This window comes from Schumannella sp. 10F1B-5-1 (genome assembly GCF_006517535.1).
Lineage (GTDB): Bacteria > Actinomycetota > Actinomycetes > Actinomycetales > Microbacteriaceae > Schumannella.
This window is the reverse complement of record NZ_VHQH01000036.1, coordinates 1-16,610: the sequence shown is the minus strand read 5'-3', so window position 1 is coordinate 16,610 and position 16,610 is coordinate 1. Positions and strand designations below refer to the sequence as shown.

General features: G+C 72.4%; 14 protein-coding genes. 7 read left to right on the top strand and 7 right to left on the bottom strand.

What is annotated here, in order from left to right:
- The 4 genes from FJ658_RS05710 to FJ658_RS05695 form a co-directional block, all read left to right on the top strand.
- The coding region (locus FJ658_RS05710) for a GNAT family N-acetyltransferase (RefSeq protein WP_255447588.1) at nt 1-344 on the top strand (344 nt) is incomplete at its 5' end.
- A gap of 75 nt (nt 345-419) precedes the next feature.
- Nucleotides 420-731 (top strand): MGMT family protein, encoded by a 312-nt coding sequence (locus FJ658_RS05705; protein ID WP_141144420.1) that lies wholly within the window; start codon nt 420-422, stop codon nt 729-731.
- An 87-nt stretch (nt 732-818) separates the two neighbouring features.
- Entirely contained in the window at nt 819-1,262 is a 444-nt protein-coding gene (locus FJ658_RS05700; protein WP_141144419.1) for a MarR family winged helix-turn-helix transcriptional regulator, read from the top strand.
- Between the two features lie 238 nt (nt 1,263-1,500).
- A complete protein-coding gene (locus FJ658_RS05695; RefSeq protein ID WP_255447587.1) occupies nt 1,501-2,931 on the top strand; it encodes an MATE family efflux transporter in 1,431 nt (476 codons plus the stop codon).
- Nucleotides 2,932-3,023: 92 nt separating this feature from the next.
- On the opposite strand, the gene FJ658_RS05690 is transcribed toward FJ658_RS05695, so the two are convergent.
- The 4 genes from FJ658_RS05690 to FJ658_RS05675 form a co-directional block, all read right to left on the bottom strand.
- Entirely contained in the window at nt 3,024-4,832 is a 1,809-nt protein-coding gene (locus tag FJ658_RS05690; RefSeq protein WP_141144417.1) for an ABC transporter ATP-binding protein, read from the bottom strand.
- Entirely contained in the window at nt 4,829-6,742 is a 1,914-nt protein-coding gene (locus FJ658_RS05685; protein WP_141144416.1) for an ABC transporter ATP-binding protein, read from the bottom strand. The genes FJ658_RS05690 and FJ658_RS05685 overlap by 4 nt, the downstream gene beginning before the upstream one ends.
- A 324-nt stretch (nt 6,743-7,066) precedes the next feature.
- Nucleotides 7,067-8,938, bottom strand: coding sequence for a sensor histidine kinase (locus FJ658_RS05680; RefSeq protein ID WP_141144415.1), 1,872 nt, complete (start codon nt 8,936-8,938; stop codon nt 7,067-7,069).
- Nucleotides 8,935-9,606, bottom strand: a complete 672-nt coding sequence (locus FJ658_RS05675; RefSeq protein WP_255447586.1) for a response regulator transcription factor — start codon at nt 9,604-9,606, stop codon at nt 8,935-8,937. The genes FJ658_RS05680 and FJ658_RS05675 overlap by 4 nt, the downstream gene beginning before the upstream one ends.
- Nucleotides 9,607-10,021: 415 nt before the next feature.
- Here FJ658_RS05675 and FJ658_RS05670 point away from each other — a divergent pair, with 415 nt between their 5' ends.
- Nucleotides 10,022-10,984, top strand: coding sequence for a RimK family alpha-L-glutamate ligase (locus FJ658_RS05670; protein ID WP_141144414.1), 963 nt, complete (start codon nt 10,022-10,024; stop codon nt 10,982-10,984).
- 35 nt (nt 10,985-11,019) lie between these two features.
- Here FJ658_RS05670 and purH read toward each other — a convergent pair whose 3' ends face one another.
- From purH to FJ658_RS05655, 3 genes are read right to left on the bottom strand one after another with little or no spacing between them, the layout of a single operon-like run.
- Nucleotides 11,020-12,609 (bottom strand): bifunctional phosphoribosylaminoimidazolecarboxamide formyltransferase/IMP cyclohydrolase, encoded by a 1,590-nt coding sequence (gene purH, locus FJ658_RS05665; RefSeq protein WP_141144413.1) that lies wholly within the window; start codon nt 12,607-12,609, stop codon nt 11,020-11,022.
- Nucleotides 12,606-13,193: a phosphoribosylglycinamide formyltransferase gene (gene purN, locus FJ658_RS05660; protein WP_141144412.1), complete on the bottom strand. Its 588-nt coding sequence runs from the start codon at nt 13,191-13,193 to the stop codon at nt 12,606-12,608. The genes purH and purN overlap by 4 nt, the downstream gene beginning before the upstream one ends.
- A 58-nt stretch (nt 13,194-13,251) precedes the next feature.
- Nucleotides 13,252-14,949, bottom strand: coding sequence for a DUF6350 family protein (locus FJ658_RS05655; protein WP_181408339.1), 1,698 nt, complete (start codon nt 14,947-14,949; stop codon nt 13,252-13,254).
- A gap of 207 nt (nt 14,950-15,156) precedes the next feature.
- On the opposite strand from FJ658_RS05655, the gene FJ658_RS05650 reads away from it, so the two are divergent.
- Nucleotides 15,157-15,744 (top strand): SRPBCC family protein, encoded by a 588-nt coding sequence (locus tag FJ658_RS05650; protein ID WP_255447585.1) that lies wholly within the window; start codon nt 15,157-15,159, stop codon nt 15,742-15,744.
- Nucleotides 15,741-16,493 carry a DUF4166 domain-containing protein gene (locus FJ658_RS05645; RefSeq protein WP_255447584.1) on the top strand — a complete coding sequence of 251 codons (753 nt, stop codon included), beginning with the start codon at nt 15,741-15,743 and terminating at the stop codon, nt 16,491-16,493. Before FJ658_RS05650 ends, FJ658_RS05645 begins: the two co-directional genes overlap by 4 nt.
- Nucleotides 16,494-16,610 lie beyond the last annotated feature (117 nt).

The window sequence follows — 16,610 nt, the reverse complement described above, 5'->3', positions numbered from 1 at the left end:
ACTTCGAAGACAAGCTCGACCCGACGGCGTCGTGGCCGCGGGTCGTGCTCGACGGCGATGCCGTCGTCGGCTACATCGTGGGCAACTTCGACGAGTCGGCGAGCGACGACTTCCTGCGCGCCGCCCTCTGGCGCATCAACGTGGCCGCCGAGGCGCAGGGCAGCGGCGTCGGCAAGTTCGCCGTGCACGCCCTCGCTGACGAGGCGCGCAAGCGCGGCTTCTCGCGCATCACGGTCGTGTGGGAGTCGGGCCAGGAGGGCCCCGAGGAGTTCTTCAAGGCCGTCGGCTTCACCGTGATCGGCGAGACCCCCTACGGCGAGAACCTCGGCGCGCTCGACCTCTGAGTCGGCCGCCCGCCCCTCCCGCGCGGCGCATCCCGCTCCGCGCATCCCACCGCCGATCGAACGACTGAGATCCGGATGCCGCCCTCCGACGACTTCGTGAGCCGCGTGCTCGAGGTGGTCGCCGACATCCCCGAGGGCCGCGCCATGGCCTATGGCGACGTGGCCGCGGCGCTCGGCTCGCGCGCCGCCCGCGGCGTCGGCCAGGTCATGGCCTGGTACGGCTCGGACGTGCCGTGGTGGCGCGTGGTGCGGGCGAGCGGGCATCCCGCACAGGATCACGAGCACCTCGCCCTCGAGCACTACCGCGCCGAGGGCACTCCGCTGCTGTGGTCGCGCGACGGCACGGTGTTCCGCGTCGATCTCGCGCGCGCTCGCCACCTGCCCTGAGCCCCGCGCGGGGCTCGCCGATCGCGCGGCGATCCGCAATCAGTTCGAACGTTGACAGTTAGAGTTCTAACAGTTAGAGTCCTGAACATGGATGCACCGGAGAACGCCTTCGACAGCCCCCTGGGGCTGCTGCGGCGGATCGGCTGGGCCCAGCGCAAGGCCGCCGAGGACTGGGTTCGCGAACGCGAGCTCAGCTTCGAGCAGGGCTTCGTGCTCGGATACCTCGCCGACAGCCCCGGTGCACGCCAGCGCGACATCGCGCAGATGACACGAACGAGCGCCGCGAGCGTCTCGAGCCTGCTGCAGGGACTCGAGCGACGCGGCCTCGTCGAGCGGAGGACCGAGGAGGGCGACGAGCGCAGCAAGCGCGTCTACGCCACCCCCGCCGGCGCCGAGCTGATCGTCGGATTCGAGACCGCCATGGCCTCGGCCGACGAGACGATCCTCGCCCCGCTCGACCCCGACGAGCGCGACACGCTCGATCACCTGCTGAGGAAGATCACCGCCGAGCTGCCCCGCCCCTCGCGCTAGTCGCGACTGCGCCGCCGCTCCCGCCGCCCCACCTCCTCACCGCCCGCGTCGCGCCGACTCCCGTCGGCGTGCGCTGACCCCTGCGCTTCCACTCGCGCTATCACCCCTGCGCGGGGCAGAACCCTGCCCCGCGCGCCCTGCCCGGAGCAGAACCCTGCCCCGCGCCCCTGCCCGACCGGCTCGCGCCGACCGAGCGCCTGGCCGGCATGCCTTCGGCGTGCCCGGAATGGAGAGAACCATGACCACCGCATCCACCGCCGACGCCGTCGGCTCGAACCGCTGGTACCTGTCGGCCGCGCCGATCGTGCGCGCGCTCATCCACCTGTGCGCCCCGATGGCCGCCGGCATGATCGTCGGCGCCGTCTACAACGTCATCAACGCCGGCTTCATCGGCGCGCAGCACGACACGGCGCTGCTCGCCGCGATCACCTTCGGCACTCCCCTGCTGGGCCTCGTGATGGCCGTCGGCGGCGTGTTCGGCGTCGGCGGCGGGGCGCTGATCTCGCGCCTGCTCGGCGCGGCCGAGAACGACCCGGCCCGCGCCGGCGACATCAAGCACGCCTCGTCGTTCGCCGTCTGGGGCTCGGTCATCGTCGGAGCCGTGCTCGGCGCGCTCGGCCTGGTGCTGCTGAACCCGCTCGTGTCGCTGCTGGGGGCGGATGCGGCGGCCGTGCCCGCCACGACCGCCTACGTCGCGGTCATGCTCGGCTTCGTCCCCGTGCTCGCGACCACCTTCTGCCTCGAGCAGCTGGTGCGCGCCGAGGGCGCGGCGAAGCAGTCGATGATCGGCCTGATCCTCTCGACCGTCGGCAACCTCGTCTTCGACGTGCTGTTCATCCTGGTGCTGCACTGGGGCGTCGCCGGCGCCGCGCTCGCGATGGGCCTGTCGAATCTCATCGCCGTCGCCTACTACGCGCAGTGGCTGCAGCGGAACAGCGAGTTCGTCAGTCTCGCGCCGCGCTGGTTCACGCTGCGCGCCGACATCCTGAAGCCCGTCTTCGGCGTCGGCGTGAGCGAGCTGCTGCAGTCGGCGTTCCTCATCGTGACCTCGCTCGTGCTCAACAACCTCGCGGTCGCCTACGGCGACGGGCCGCTCGCCGCGATGGGCGTCGCGGTGCGTATCGCCCAGCTGCCGGAGTTCCTGGTGATGGGCATCACGATCGGCGTTCTGCCGCTGCTCGCCTACGCCTACGGCAAAGGCGACCGCGCCCGCCTGAACGCGGCCCTGCGGGCGGCGGCGGTCGCCGTCGGCGGCATCGTGCTCGTGTTCTCGACGATCGTGTTCGTGTTCCGTGAGCCGGTGTTCGAGCTGTTCTCCGACGACCGGGCCGTGCTCGGCATCGGGCTCACGATCCTCACCGCCCAGCTGGCCGCGGCGATCGTGAACGGGTTCACCGGGCTCATGACGTCGCTGTTCCAGGCGACCGGGCGCGCGGTGCCGGCGATCGTCCTCTCGATGGCGCAGGGCGTGCTGTTCATCCCGATCGTGCTGCTCGGCAACCTGTGGTTCGGCCTGCCCGGCATCATCTGGGCGCTCACCGTCACCGAGATCCTGGTGTTCGTCGCCGGCGGCATCATGTGGCTCGCCTCGCGCCGGGCGATCGACCGCGGTCTGGCGGAGGGCTCGCCCGAGCGCGCCGAGGAGGCCCTCGCGATGGCCGAGGGCTGAGCAGCTCCGCGCCCCGAGAACGCCGAGGGCCCGCATCCGATCAGTGGATGCGGGCCCTCGGTCGCGCCGTCGGACCACGCCGCCGGAGCGGCTCAGACCAGCGAGTCGCGCCAGGCCGCGTGCAGCTGGGCGAAGCGGCCGGTTCCCGAGATCAGCTGCTCGGGGCTGCCGTCTTCGACGATGCGGCCGTGCTCCATCACGAGCACGCGGTCGGCGATCGCGACCGTCGACAGGCGGTGCGCGATGATCACCGCGGTGCGGTCGGCGAGCAGGGTCGTGAGACCCTCCTGCACGAGCCGCTCCGAGGGGATGTCGAGCGACGCCGTCGCCTCGTCGAGGATGAGCACCGACGGGTCGGCGAGGAACGCGCGCGCGAACGAGACCAGCTGCCGCTGCCCCGCCGAGACGCGCCCGCCGCGCTTGTTCACGTCGGTGTCGTAGCCGTCGGGCATCGACATGATGAACTCGTGCGCGCCGACGGCCTGGGCCGCGTGCCGGATCTCGTCGAAGCTCGCGCCCGGCTTGCCGAGCGCGATGTTCTCGCCGACCGATCCGCTGAACAGGTACGCCTCCTGCGTGACCATGACGATCGCGCGGCGCAGGTCCTGCGCATCCAGCTGACGCAGGTCGACGCCGTCGAGCGACACCGATCCCTTCGTCGGGTCGTAGAACCGCGAGATGAGCTTCGCCAGGGTCGACTTGCCCGCACCGGTCGAGCCGACCAGCGCGATCGTCTGCCCGGCGGGGATGTCGAGCTCGAACTCCGGCAGCACGACCCGGTCGCCGTTGTAGGCGAAGGTGACGTCGTCGAAGCGCACGGCTCCGCTCGCCTTCGGCAGGCGCACGGGACGCGCCGGGTCGGGCACGCTCGGCTCCTCCTCGAGCACGCCCGAGATCTTCTCCAGCGCCGCCGCGGCCGACTGGTAGGAGTTGTAGAACATCGCCATCTCCTCCATCGGGTCGAAGAAGCGCCGCGTGTAGAGCACGACGGCCAGCAGGGCGCCGATCTCGAGCCCGCCGCCGATGACCCGAAAGCCGCCGACCAGCAGCACGACCGCCACGGTCACGTTGCCGATCAGGATCAGGCCCGGGTCGAAGATGCCGAACAGCTGGATGACCTTCGCGTTCGCGTCGCGGTACTCCTCGACGAGTCCGCCGAACTCCTTCTCGTTGCGCTTCTCCTTGCGGAACGCCTTGACCGCGCGGATGCCGGTCATCGACTCCACGAAGTGCACGATCACGGATGCGCTGGCCACGCGGGTGCGGCGGAACAGGTTCTGCGAGCTCTTCTGGAACCAGCGCACCAGGAACCAGAGCGGCACGAGCGCGCCCGCCAGCACGAGCCCCGAGAAGGGATCGAGCGACACCAGCGCGATCGCGATGAACACCATGTAGAGCACACCGCGCACGAGGCCGTTGATGCCCGAGTCGAGCAGCTCGCGGATCGCATCCAGATCGCTCGTCTGACGCGCGATGATGCGACCCGAGGTGTAGGTCTCGTGGAACTCGAGGCTCAGCCGCTGCGCGTGCAGGTACACGCGCTTGCGCAGGTCGAACAGGATGGCCTGGCTGATGCGCGCCGACAGCACCGTGTACTGCGCGATCAGCACGGCGCCGGCGATGCCCGCGATCAGGTAGCCGCCGACCGCGGCGCCCAGCGGGAACCAGTCGGAGGCCTTCATGAGCGCCGGCAGTCCCTGGTCGATGCCGAACGCGATCAGCGCCGGCCCGGCCACCTGCAGTCCCGTCGAGACGACCACCACGACGGCGGTCAGCACGAGCCGGGCCTTCAGCGGGCTCAGCAGCGAGCCGAGCAGCCGCAGCGACCGCTGCCGGATCGCCCGGCTCTCCTCTTTCGTGTAGTCGGAGCGCTCTTCGCCCGCGACGCCTTCGAGACTCATTCGCGTCCCTCCTCGGCCCAGGCGGCGGGCCGCTCGAACGATCCCTCGTCGGGGATGATGTCGAGCGTCCCGGTCTGGGTGTGCTTCTGACGGGCTTCCTCCTCCTCGTCGAGCGACGAGATGACGAAGCGGTAGTGCTCGTTGCGGGCCAGCAGCTCGCCGTGCTCGCCCACGTCGGTGACGCGGCCGTTCTCGAGCAGCGCGACGCGGTCGGCGAGCGTGACGGTCGACGGGCGGTGCGCGACGATCAGCGCGGTCGTGTCGCTGAGCACGCGCCGCAGACCCGCCTCGACGCGCGCCTCGGTGTCGACGTCGAGCGCCGACAGCGGGTCGTCGAGCACGAGCACCTCGGGCCGCGCGGCGACCGCGCGAGCCAGGGCGAGCCGTTGACGCTGCCCGCCCGAGAGGCTGAGGCCCTCCTCGCCGACCTTCGTGTCGACGCCCTCGGGCAGCTCGTCGACGAACGACGCCTGCGCCACCTCGAGCGCCTCGCGCATGACGCGCTCTGCCTCCACGGCCTGCTCGGGATGCGCGAGCTCCGGCCGCCCCAGCAGCACGTTGTCGCGCACCGACGCCGAGAACAGCGTCGCATCCTCGAACGCCATCGCGATGTGGCTGCGCAGCTCCTCGCGCGACAGGTCGCGCACATCCACGCCGTCGAGGCGCACCGCGCCGTCGGTCACGTCGTAGAGCCGCGTCGTGAGCGAGGTGAGCGTCGTCTTGCCCGAGCCGGTCAGGCCGACCAGCGCCATCGTCTCGCCCGGACGCACCTCGAGGTCGACGCCGTTGAGCAGGTCGGGGAACTGGCGCGGCGAGTCCTGGTAGCGGAAGTGCACCGCGTCGAAGACCAGACGGCCCCGCGCATCCTCGACCGTCGACGGGCTGTCGGGGTCGGTGATCGCGTTGTCGGCATCCAGCACCTCATAGAGGCGGTCGACGGCCGTGCGGGTGTCGAAGGTCATCGACAGCAGGAAGCCGATCGACTCGATCGGGAAGCGCAGCACCGTCGCCGTGGCGAAGAACGCGAACAGCTGGCCCACGGTCAGCACGTCGTTCGCCGCCAGCAGCACGCCTCCGAGCAGGCTCAGCGCGAAGGCGACGTCGGGCACCAGCAGCAGCCACAGCCAGATGCCGGCGATCGCCTGCGCCTTCTCGATCTCGGTGCCGCGCAGCTCCTCGGCCTGACGCGCGAACTTCTCGAGCGAGTGGCGCCCGCGGCCGAAGGCCTTGAGCACGCGGATGCCGTGCACGCTCTCCTCGACCGCCGTGGCGAGGTCGCCCTGCTGGTCCTGGCTGCGGCGCGCGACCACCGAGTACTTCTGCTCGAAGACGTAGCCGTAGATCCACAGCGGGATCGAGCAGATCAGGAACAGCAGGCCGAGCTGCCAGCTCCAGAAGAACAGCACGACGAAGCCGACCACGATCGTGACCACGTTGACGACCAGCAGCACGATGCCGAACGACAGCCAGCGGCGGATGAGGCCGAGGTCGCTCATGGCGCGCGAGAGCAGCTGGCCGCTGGCCCAGCGGTCGTGGAACGCGACCGGCAGGTCCTGCAGCTTCGCGTAGAACGCGTTGCGCATCGTCGCCTCGACGTGCGTGCCCGGCGTGAGCACGAACCAGCGGCGCAGCGCGATGAACACGGCCTCGGCCGCGCCCAGCACGAGCACGAGGATCACGGCGGGCACGATCTGCGTGCCGTCGCGCGACGACAGCGGGCCGTCGACGAGCGTCTGCAGGACGAGCGGGATCACCAGCGAGACCAGGCCCGCGAACAGCGCCGCGACGGCGCCGAGCACGAGCCGGGGCATCGCCGGCTTCACGAAGGGGTAGATCTTGGCGAGCGTGGCGGCCGTGCCGGCGCGATGCTCGCGGGGTTGCTGACGGTCAGGGGGCGTGGTGGAGCGCATGCGTCATCCAGGGTCGTTTCGACGCCGAAGAGCGTCGGAGCGGAGAGGTGGTGTGGATGCTGCGGGCGGCCGTGCAGTCGGCGGCCCGCCGAGAGGGGGCGGTGCGGGAGCGGCGCGGCTACCGGAGCCCGACGACGGCGACGAAGCCGGCCGGGGCGCCGTGCACACGGACGCGCTCGATTCGCGTGATGGTCGTGGTGTCCATGTCGCCTCCTCGTCGCGTTCGCAGCCCGATCCGGCGAGACCCGGACGAGCCTTACAACCTATCCCCGCGATCTGCTGCGTGGCAAGAGCCGATCACCACGGCCGCGTGTGTCGCGTCGGTCAGGCGCCGATCGTGCTCAGCGCCGGCAGCATCACGCGGATCGTCGTGCCCTGACCCGCCGGGCTCGCCAGCTCCAGCTCGCCGCCGAGGGCCTCGACGCGGTCGACCAGGCCGCGGATGCCCGTGCCGGCGTCGAGGGAGGCGCCGCCGTGCCCGTTGTCGCGCACCGTCAGCAGCAGGTTCTCGCCGGCGCAGCCGAGCGTCATCCACGCGCGGGTCGCGCCCGAATGCCGCGCGATGTTCGCCAGGCACTCCGAGGCCACGAAATAGACGGTGGCCTCGACGAGCTCGCTGGGCCGCGCATCCACCGAGGTCTCGACCTCGGTCGGCACGGGGCACCGCGACGCGAGCTCGGGCAGGGCGAGAGCCAGGCCGCCCTCGACGAGCACGGTCGGGTGGATGCCGCGGGCCAGTTCGCGCAGCTCCTTCAGCGCCGTCGACAGGCGGCTCAGCGCCTCCTCGAGGCGCGCCGCCACGTCGTGGGCGCCCTCGCTGCGGGCCGCGGAGACGAGCGTGCGCAGCTCCATCGCGAGCGCGACGAGCTGCTGCTGGGATCCGTCGTGCAGGTCCCGCTCGAGGCGCTTGCGGGCCTCGTCGCCCGCCTCGACGATGCGCTGGCGCGACTCGCGCACCTGGGCGAGCGTGCGCTCGACCTCGCCGCGCAGCTGCCCGTTGTCGACGCTCAGTCGCAGCGCCGCGGAGACGCCGTCGAGCAGACGCTCGTTCTCGACCAGGGCGCGGTCGTGGCGGATCACGGCGATCGGCGCTCCCCCGGTGCCGGCGATCGGCAGCAGCGTGCGGGTCGCCTCGGCCCCGTCGAGATCGACCTCGACTGGCTCGCCCTGGTCGTCGTGGTAGCCGCCGCTGCGCTCGTCCCACCAGTAGACCTCGACGCTCGGATCGCGCAGCACGCGGGCGAGCTCGTCGCGCCACGCGGTGCGGTCGGCGCCCTCGCGGGTGATGACCATGAGGTCGGCGACGCGGCCGCGCGTGTTGCGCAGGTGCACGCTGCCCGCGATGTAGCAGACCGGCACCGAGGCGACCGCGAACAGCGACACCACCGCGACGGCGCCGTCGCCGGTGATCGCGACCACGAACGAGCCCTTGGCCGACGAGTGCAGGCCGTAACTGACGGCCTCGGCGATGAGCGCGGCGGTCCAGGCGAACAGGCCGATCGGCATCACGAAGGCGACGCTGCGGGTCGGCTGGCTGCCGCGGCTCCAGCGCCACATCAGGCGCGTCGCGATGAACAGCACGATGACGGCGCCGAAGATGCGGTAGATCAGGTCGACCGTCGTGAATGTCGACTGATCCCCGACCAGCGCGTAGGCGTTGCCGACACAGAGGCAGTCGCGGTTCTCGGTCTTGTCGGCGATGAGCACGAACACCGCGCGCACGACCGAGACGCCCACGCCGATGCCGACGACGGTCCAGTCGACCCGGCCGACGTAGCGCCCCCGCGGATAGGCGAGAGCGATCATCCCGAGCAGCAGCGCCCAGAGCAGATCGATCGAGCGCAGGATCGGCCAGACGTACCCGAAGTACGCGACGACCGCGAAGAAGGTCTGCGGGATCCACAGGTACGAGAACGCGATCATCAGCACGATCGGCAGACGGCGCTCGCCCAGCTGCAGACCCACGAACGCCGAGAAGGCGAAGACGAACGGCACGGCGCAGTGCAGCGCGACGTACGACACCTCCGGCCGGTCGAGCGGCGGCGTCGCCTCCCAGCCGAGCACCTGCATGAACAGATTCAGCGCCGGGCCGCCCGCGATCAGCAGCAGCCAGGCCGCCCACCGCCCGGCGCCCAGGCGGGCGGGCGGCGCGACGCGCACATCCGGCGGCGTGGGATCCGCCGCGATCGAGGTCATCGCGATCCGAGGTACGCCAGCACCGCGAGCACGCGGCGGTGGTTGTCGGGCGAGTCGTCGAGCCCGAGCTTCTGCATGATGTTGCGCACGTGCGTCTCGACCGTCTTCACGCCGAGGAACAGCTGGCGCGAGATGCCCGCGTTCGAGTTTCCCTGCGCCATCGCCTCGAGCACCGAGAGCTCGCGCGCGGTCAGGGTCGACAGCGGCCCGTCGGCGCGCGGGCGGTTCATGAGCTGCGCGACGACCTCCGGGTCGACGACCGAGCCGCCGCGCGAGACGGTCGTGACTGCGGCGACGAGGGTGTGCGGCTCGGAGACGCGCTCCTTGAGCAGGTAGCCGGTGCCGGCGCCCGCATCCAGGGCCCGCATCGCGTACTCGGGCGTCGCGTACATCGAGAGCAGCAGCACGCCGATCTTCGAACCGGATGCGCGCAGCGACTCGAGGGCGACGATGCCCTCGTCGCGGAACTTCGGCGGCATGCGGATGTCGAGCACGGCGACATCGATGCCGCCCGCCTCGACCGCGGCCACGAGCTCCTCTCCGGATCCGACGGAGGCGACCACGTCGACTCCGCCATCGGCGAGCACTTTCCCGATGCCCTCACGCAGCAGCATGGCGTCATCGGCGACGGCCGCGCGAAGGCGCGTACCGGGTGTTGCGTCGGTCATGTCAACCCGACCTCCGTTGGGCGGCGGGGCTCCGCCCGAGCGTCCCGATCTCCCCTCGGGACATCCTGAGGATACCTAATCGGGGTCATCCCTGATGACGTGAACAGACCGTTCCGCCAGATTGTCGCTCGAAGCATCCGCTTCATCCGTCGGAGACCGGGGAGGGCCAGATGACGTCCCGCATCGCATCCCCCGCCGCAACCGGCATCTCACCGGCCGTCAGCCCCGCGGTCGGCGTCGAAACCGACACCGCTCACCTCCCCTCGTGCAACCCGACGCGCCTGGCGCGGCGCGGGGACGAGGCACGGCGTCGACTCGCACCGCGTGCGGTTCCCGACCCGAAGCCGTCGGGCCGGGAACCGCACGCGCTCGACCGGGCAGCGCGCGACCGGGCCGCTCGCGGCGGTGTCGCCGCGTGATCCTCCTCGTCGCCCCGCCGGATGACCGGCATGCCGCCGCCGTCGCCGCCGGGCTCACCGCCCGCGGCGAGCGCGTCGCCCTGATCGACGTGCGCAACCTGACCGCGCAGATCGGCGTCGAAGCCGAGTTCCGTCCCGGGCACCGCCCGGGCGGCTCGTTGACCGTCACCCGCGTCGACGGCGCCGAGCAGCGCATCGACCTCGCCGACATCTCGGTCGGCTGGTGGCGTCGCACCTGGATCCCCTTCCTCGGCGCCGACGACCCGCGCCTGTTCGGCGCGCCGGTCGACTTCGGCGAGGCGTTCATCTCGGCGCTCGAGGGCCTCGACATCTCCTGGGCCAACGACCCGGTGAGCGTCGACCTGGCGCAGCGCCGCACCCGCCTGTGGTCGGCCGCCCGACGCGCCGGCCTGACGATGCCGCACACGCTCATCACCCGCGACCCGGCCGCCGCGCACCGCTTCGCCGTGCAGAACCTGCGCACCGGGATCGTCTGCCGACCGCTCACCAAGACCGGCATCGAATGGCCGACGCAGGACCGCATCCTCGGCGTCTCGGCCGTCGACGACCTGGTCGACCCCGACGGACCCGAGGTGGTGCTGCGCGCCTTCGTCGCGGGCGCCGATCTGCGGGTCTGGGTGGCGGGCGACGCGGTGCACGCGATCGAGCACGGCGCCACGCCCGTCGACGAGGCCGCCCGTCTCGCCGCCGGCGACGAGTCGCGGCCCGGCACCGCGGTCGACCTGCCGGTCGAGGTGGTGGATGCGGTGCGCACCCTCGTGACCTCGCTCGGCCTCGGACACGCCGCGGTCGACCTGCGCCGCACGCGCGCCGGCGAGCACCTGTTCCTCGACCTCGACCCCATGGCGTCGTGGCTCGGCGCCGAGCAGGTCAGCGGGCTGCCGCTGACGGCGGCCATCGTCGACGACCTCGTGCAGCGGGTCGCCGCGCGCGTCTGAGCCGTGCTCGACGCGGTCGCCCGCGCCGGCCGTGCTCAGTGGAAGAAGTGGCGCTCTCCCGTGAAGTACATCGTCACGCCCGCCGCGGCGACCGCGTCGATCGTCTCCTGATCGCGCACCGATCCGCCCGGCTGCACGATCGCGCGGATGCCCGCCTCGAGCAGCACGGCGGGGCCGTCGTTGAACGGGAAGAACGCGTCCGAGGCGGCGACGCTGCCCGCGGCGCGGTCGCCCGCGCGGTCGACGGCGAGCTTGCACGAGTCGACACGGTTGACCTGGCCCATGCCGATGCCGACCGAGGCGCCGTTCGACGCGAGCAGGATCGCGTTCGACTTGACCGCGCGGCAGGCGGTCCAGGCGAAGGCGAGGTCGGCGAGCGTCTGCTCGTCGGCGGCCTCGCCCGCGGCGAGCGTCCAGGTCGACGGGTCGGCGAAGTGCGCGTCGACGTCCTGCACGAGCACGCCGCCCGAGATGTCCTTGAACTCGCGCGTCGGGCGCTGGAAGCCCTCGGGCAGGGTCAGCAGGCGGATGTTCTTCTTCGTCGAGAGCACGGCGAGCGCGTCGTCGTCGAAGCCCGGGGCCACGACGACCTCGGTGAAGATGTCCTTGATCGACTCGGCCGCGGCCAGGTCGATGCGGCGGTTCGCGGCGATCACTCCGCCGAACGCCGACACCGGGTCGCACTCGTGCGCCTTGCGGTGCGCGGCCGCGATCGTCGCGCCGACCGCGATGCCGCAGGGGTTCGCGTGCTTGATGATCGCGACCGCCGGCTCGGCGAGGTCGTAGGCGGCGCGCAGGGCGGCATCGGCGTCGACGTAGTTGTTGAACGACATCTCCTTGCCGTGCAGCTGCGTCGCCTGGGCGATGCCGCGCTCGGCGGGGACCGTGTAGAGCGCCGCGGTCTGGTGGGCGTTCTCGCCGTAGCGCAGCTCGCCCTGCAGCTCGGCCGCGTAGCTGAACTCGGCCGGGTACTTCGAGACCTTGCCGATCGCCTGGGTGTCCTCGACCTCGAACCACGAGGCGACGGCCGCGTCGTAGGCGGCGGTGTGCGCGAAGGCCTCGCGGGCCAGACGACGGCGCTGGGCCAGGTCGGTGCCACCGGCGTGCACGGCCGCGATCACGTCGGCGTAGCGGTCGGGCGACACGACGATCGCCACGTTCGCGTGGTTCTTCGCCGAGGCGCGCACCATGGCCGGGCCGCCGATGTCGATCTGCTCGACCACGTCATCCGCCTTCGCGCCCGAGCGCACGGTCTCGACGAAGGGGTACAGGTTCACGATCACGAGCTCGAAGGGGCGGATGCCCAGTTCGTCGAGCTGGCGCTCGTGCGACTCGAGGCGCAGGTCGGCCAGCAGACCGCCGTGCACGCTCGGGTGCAGCGTCTTGACGCGGCCGTCGAGCGACTCGGGGAAGCCGGTGACGCTCGAGACCTCGGTGACCGGGTGGCCGGCGTCCGCGATGGTCTTGGCGGTCGAGCCGGTCGAGACGATCTCGATGCCCGCCGCGGCGAGCTCGGCCGCGAGGTCGAGCAGCCCCGACTTGTCGCTGACCGAGATCAGCGCCCGGCGGATCGGGACGATGTCACGGGACCGGTAGTCGGCGGGGTCGTGGCTGGGACCGCTCACGCGAGCTCCTTCAGATCGAGATGGCCGTTGGCGATGTCGAGAACGGTCCGGATGAGCAGACGGCGCTCGACGGGCTTGATGCGCTCGTGCAGCGCGGCTTCGGTGTCGTCGGGCAGGATCGGCACGCGCTCCTGGGCGACGATCGGCCCCGAGTCGACGCCGTCGTCGACGACGATCACGCTCGCCCCGGTCTGCTCGGCGCCGGCGCGCACGGCGTCGCGCACGGCGTGGGCTCCGGGGAACTCGGGCAGGTACGCGGGGTGCGTGTTGAGCAGGGCGGGCGAGAGCGCGCGCACGAAGCGCGGCGGCACCAGGCGCATGAGGCCCGACAGGATGACGAGGTCGGGCTCCCACTGCCGCACCTGGTTCAGCAGCTCGTCACCCCAGGCGTCGCGGTCGGGGAAGGCGCTGAACGGCACCGTGAAGCTCGGGATGCCGAACTCCTCCGCGTGGGCGAGGCCCTCCGCGTCGCGGTCGGCGCCGATCGCGACCACGCGGGCCGGGAACTCGGCGTCCTGCGAAGCCTCGAGCAGGGCGCGGAGGTTCGATCCGCCGCCGGAGATGAGCACGACCAGCCGGAGCACCCGTCAAGACTAGGGGACGCGCGACACGGGGCCCGACACGGGATCGGCCGACGTGCGGTCAGCGCGGGAGGTCGACCGGGGCGGTGTCGGTGCTGTCGGGGTCGGTGCCGTCAGGGCCGGGACCGTCGGTGCCGGTACCGCCGGTGCCGTCGTCGTCGGCATCCCGGCCGCGCGCCCGCTGCTCCGCCCCGGGACGACGCAGCCTGCCGCGCACGCCCGCGAGGCTCGACAGGAAGGACGCGCCGGATCGCACCGTGTCGATCGGGCCGGTGTCGGCATCCGCGTCGACCGTGGCATCGCGCTCGTGCGGTCCGTCGACGAGCTCCGGCTCGCGCTCGGGCGGTGCCGGCTCGGACTTCGGGGCGGGCTCGGGCCGGCGCGGGGATGCGGTCTTCGGCGCCGGCTCCCGGGCGGGCTCGCCTGCCGCCGAGGTCGCCGCCGCCGCCGGCACCGAGGCCGACGTCGCCGCCGCGAGCTCGGGCACTCGATCCGCCCGCAGCCGCTCGGCGGGCGTCGCCACGTCCAGCTCGTCGAGCTCGGTCGCGCGGCGCGACGGACGCCCGACCGCGATCCCGATGCCGATCGCCACGGCGAACTCCGCCGCCGAGGCCAGGCCGACGGCGAGCGGGTCGGGACCGACCGTGACGAGACGCCCCGGTCCCGCGGCGCCGCCCGACGCCCAGGCCAGGAAGCCCAGGACGAGTCCGCCGAAGATCCCGCCGCCCAGAGCGGAGACGAGCATCCACCGCCCGGCCGCGACGTCGCCCAGGTCGCGCTTCAGCCGCCCGCGCACCGCCACGCCGGCGAGGAAGCCGGCGACGATCGGCACCAGCAGGCCGGCGAAGCCGAAGGCCAGCTCGCCCGACGGCAGGGCGCCGAAGATCGGCAGGGCCGGGATCGGGCCGAGCGTCGTGCCGACCGGCGACACCGACGACCCGGCGCCGATCGCGAAGCCGGGGCCGGTGAACCACGACGCCGTCCAGATGATCAGGTTCGGCAGCAGCGCCAGCTGCCCGGCCGTCAGCACGATGCTGCCCGCCACCTCCGGGTGCAGCGACTCGTAGAGGCGGATGATCTGCGCGTACGACGCCACGAGCACGATCGCCAGCGCGACCGCCGAGATCAGCAGCGTGATCGCCGCCGCCGCCGCGCCCGACCGCAGCACGGCGGTCAGCACGATGCGCGGCAGCTCGGGGATCAGACGGTGGATGCGCTGCCGCACTCGCTCGGCCGTCTCGTCGCTGCGGTTCCAGGCCCACTCGCGCAGCAGCCCGAGCAGCAGCCCGAGCGAGAACGCGACCGTGGGCAGCAGCGCCCCCTGCCAGATCGACGGACGCGCGGCCTCGTGCAGCACCGACAGCGTCGCGCCGAGCGAGAGCACGCCGAACACCCCGGCCGAGGCCAGCGTGCCGAGGATCGGATGGTGGGTCTCGAAGATGCGCGAGCCCGCGCGGAGGCCGAGCAGAGCGGTGAGCAGCGCGAATCCCAGCGCCGCGATCGTGACCACGATGACCGACTGGTCGGCGCCGACCCCGAGGCCGGCGGCGGTCGTCGCGTCGAGCGCGAGCCGCACATCCACCCCGTGCCCGACCAGCCAGCTGTCGACCGACGCCCGCCAGAAGATCAGCCAGTCGGGGCCGAAGCCGTACTGCGAGGCCCACAGGATCGTCAGGGGGACCAGGGGGATCGCGATGCCGATCGCGAATGCCAGCGCCGCCTCGAACGCGGAGAGGAGCAGAGTGAGGCGGCGGGTCACGTGCCGACTGTAGACGCGACCTCGCCGCGGGCCGCGGGGGCGCGGCGGGGTCGGGCGAACCGGCGGGTGAGGCACACTGGAGATGTGGGGGGATCCTCGGTTTCAGGGGCAGGGCGCGAGCCGGATGGCGAGCACGCCCGGTCCAGCGGGCGCGGCCGGCGCGGTCCGTCGCGCGCGCGCGGCGAGCTCAGCCGCGAGCCGATCTACGTGCGCATCCGCATCGCCGCGCCGATGGAGCGCGTCTGGCAGCTCACCCAGGATCCGGCGTGGCACCCGCGCTGGGATCTGCGCTTCAGCGCGATCGTGCCCGTGGGCGAGCTGCCCGGCGGCGGCACCCGCTTCCGCTACGAGCGCAGCCTGCCGCTGCACGTCATCCACGGCACCGGCACCACCATCGGCGAGCGCCGCCGCGCCGACGGCACCCGCACCTCGGCGCTGCGCTTCACCACCCGCGACCCGCTGTCGCCCCTCGGCGACGGCCGCGGCTACTGGCGCTACGAGCCCGACGGCGACGGCGTCGTGTTCAGCACCGGCTACGACTACACCCCCGGCTGGGGTCGCCTGCTCGACCGGCTGCTGCTGCGCCGGCTGATCGGGTGGATGACCGCGTGGAGCTTCGACCGCCTGCGCATCTGGGCCGAGGCCGGCGTCGAACCCGAGCGCTGGCCCGTCGCGGCCGTGCTCGCCTTCTGGCGCACAGATCGGCCCCGCGCCGCCCGCTGCACCCGACAGCATCCGCGTCGTCGCACCATGCAGGACGCCCCGGCGACGCTCGACACCCTGGAGGCCCCGTGACCGAAGCATCCGCCGCATCCGCCGCCCTGCCAGGCCTCGACCGCGCCCGGCGCTCGATGTTCGCCGCCGCGATGGGCGACGACTTCGCCGGCCTGCACCCGATGCTGCAGCGCCGCTTCGGCGTCGGGCTCGACTCGGGCTACGGCTGCACGGGCCGCGGGGTGATGGCGCGGATCCGCCGAGGGCCGTGGTGGACGGTGCCGTTCCTGCAGATCGGGCGGCTGCGCAGCATCCTCGTGCCCGATGTCGGCGCCGACGTGCCCTTCACGATCCACAACCTGCCCTATCGCGACCCGCTCGGGCGCGAGACGGTCACCTTCGTGCGCGAGTACGCGATGCCGCGGCGGGGGCGATCGCCCGTGCAGCGCCGCTTCGACGCGACCATGATCCGCGCCGGAGACGCGCGACCCGGCGATCGGCGGATCATCGACTACCTGGGCAGCCACCAGCACCTGGCCGTCGACCTCGAGCTGCGCGCGCTCGACGACGGCTCGCTGCTACTGCGCTCGGACGCGCAGCGCTTCTACGAGGGGCCGGTCGCGTTCCGCTTCCCGATGCTGTTCAGCGGCCGGGCCGAACTGCGGGAGCGCTTCGACGACGACACCGGCGAGTTCCGGGTCTCGCTGCGGGTGACGAATCCGCGGTTCGGATTCCTGTTCGGCTACGAGGGCGCCTTCCGCTGCGACTTCACCGACGTGCAGGATGCGCCCGCGCGGCTGAAGCCCGTGCGGCACGAAGCGCGGGAGTGAGCGGGGCGCCGCGGGCCGCTCGGGGTGCTCGCGCGACTCTGGCCGATCGGGCGCGGCGGCGCGGCGCGTGCCGGGTCTAGGTGTACTCGGTCATGACGTTGGTGTCAGTCGGCTGAT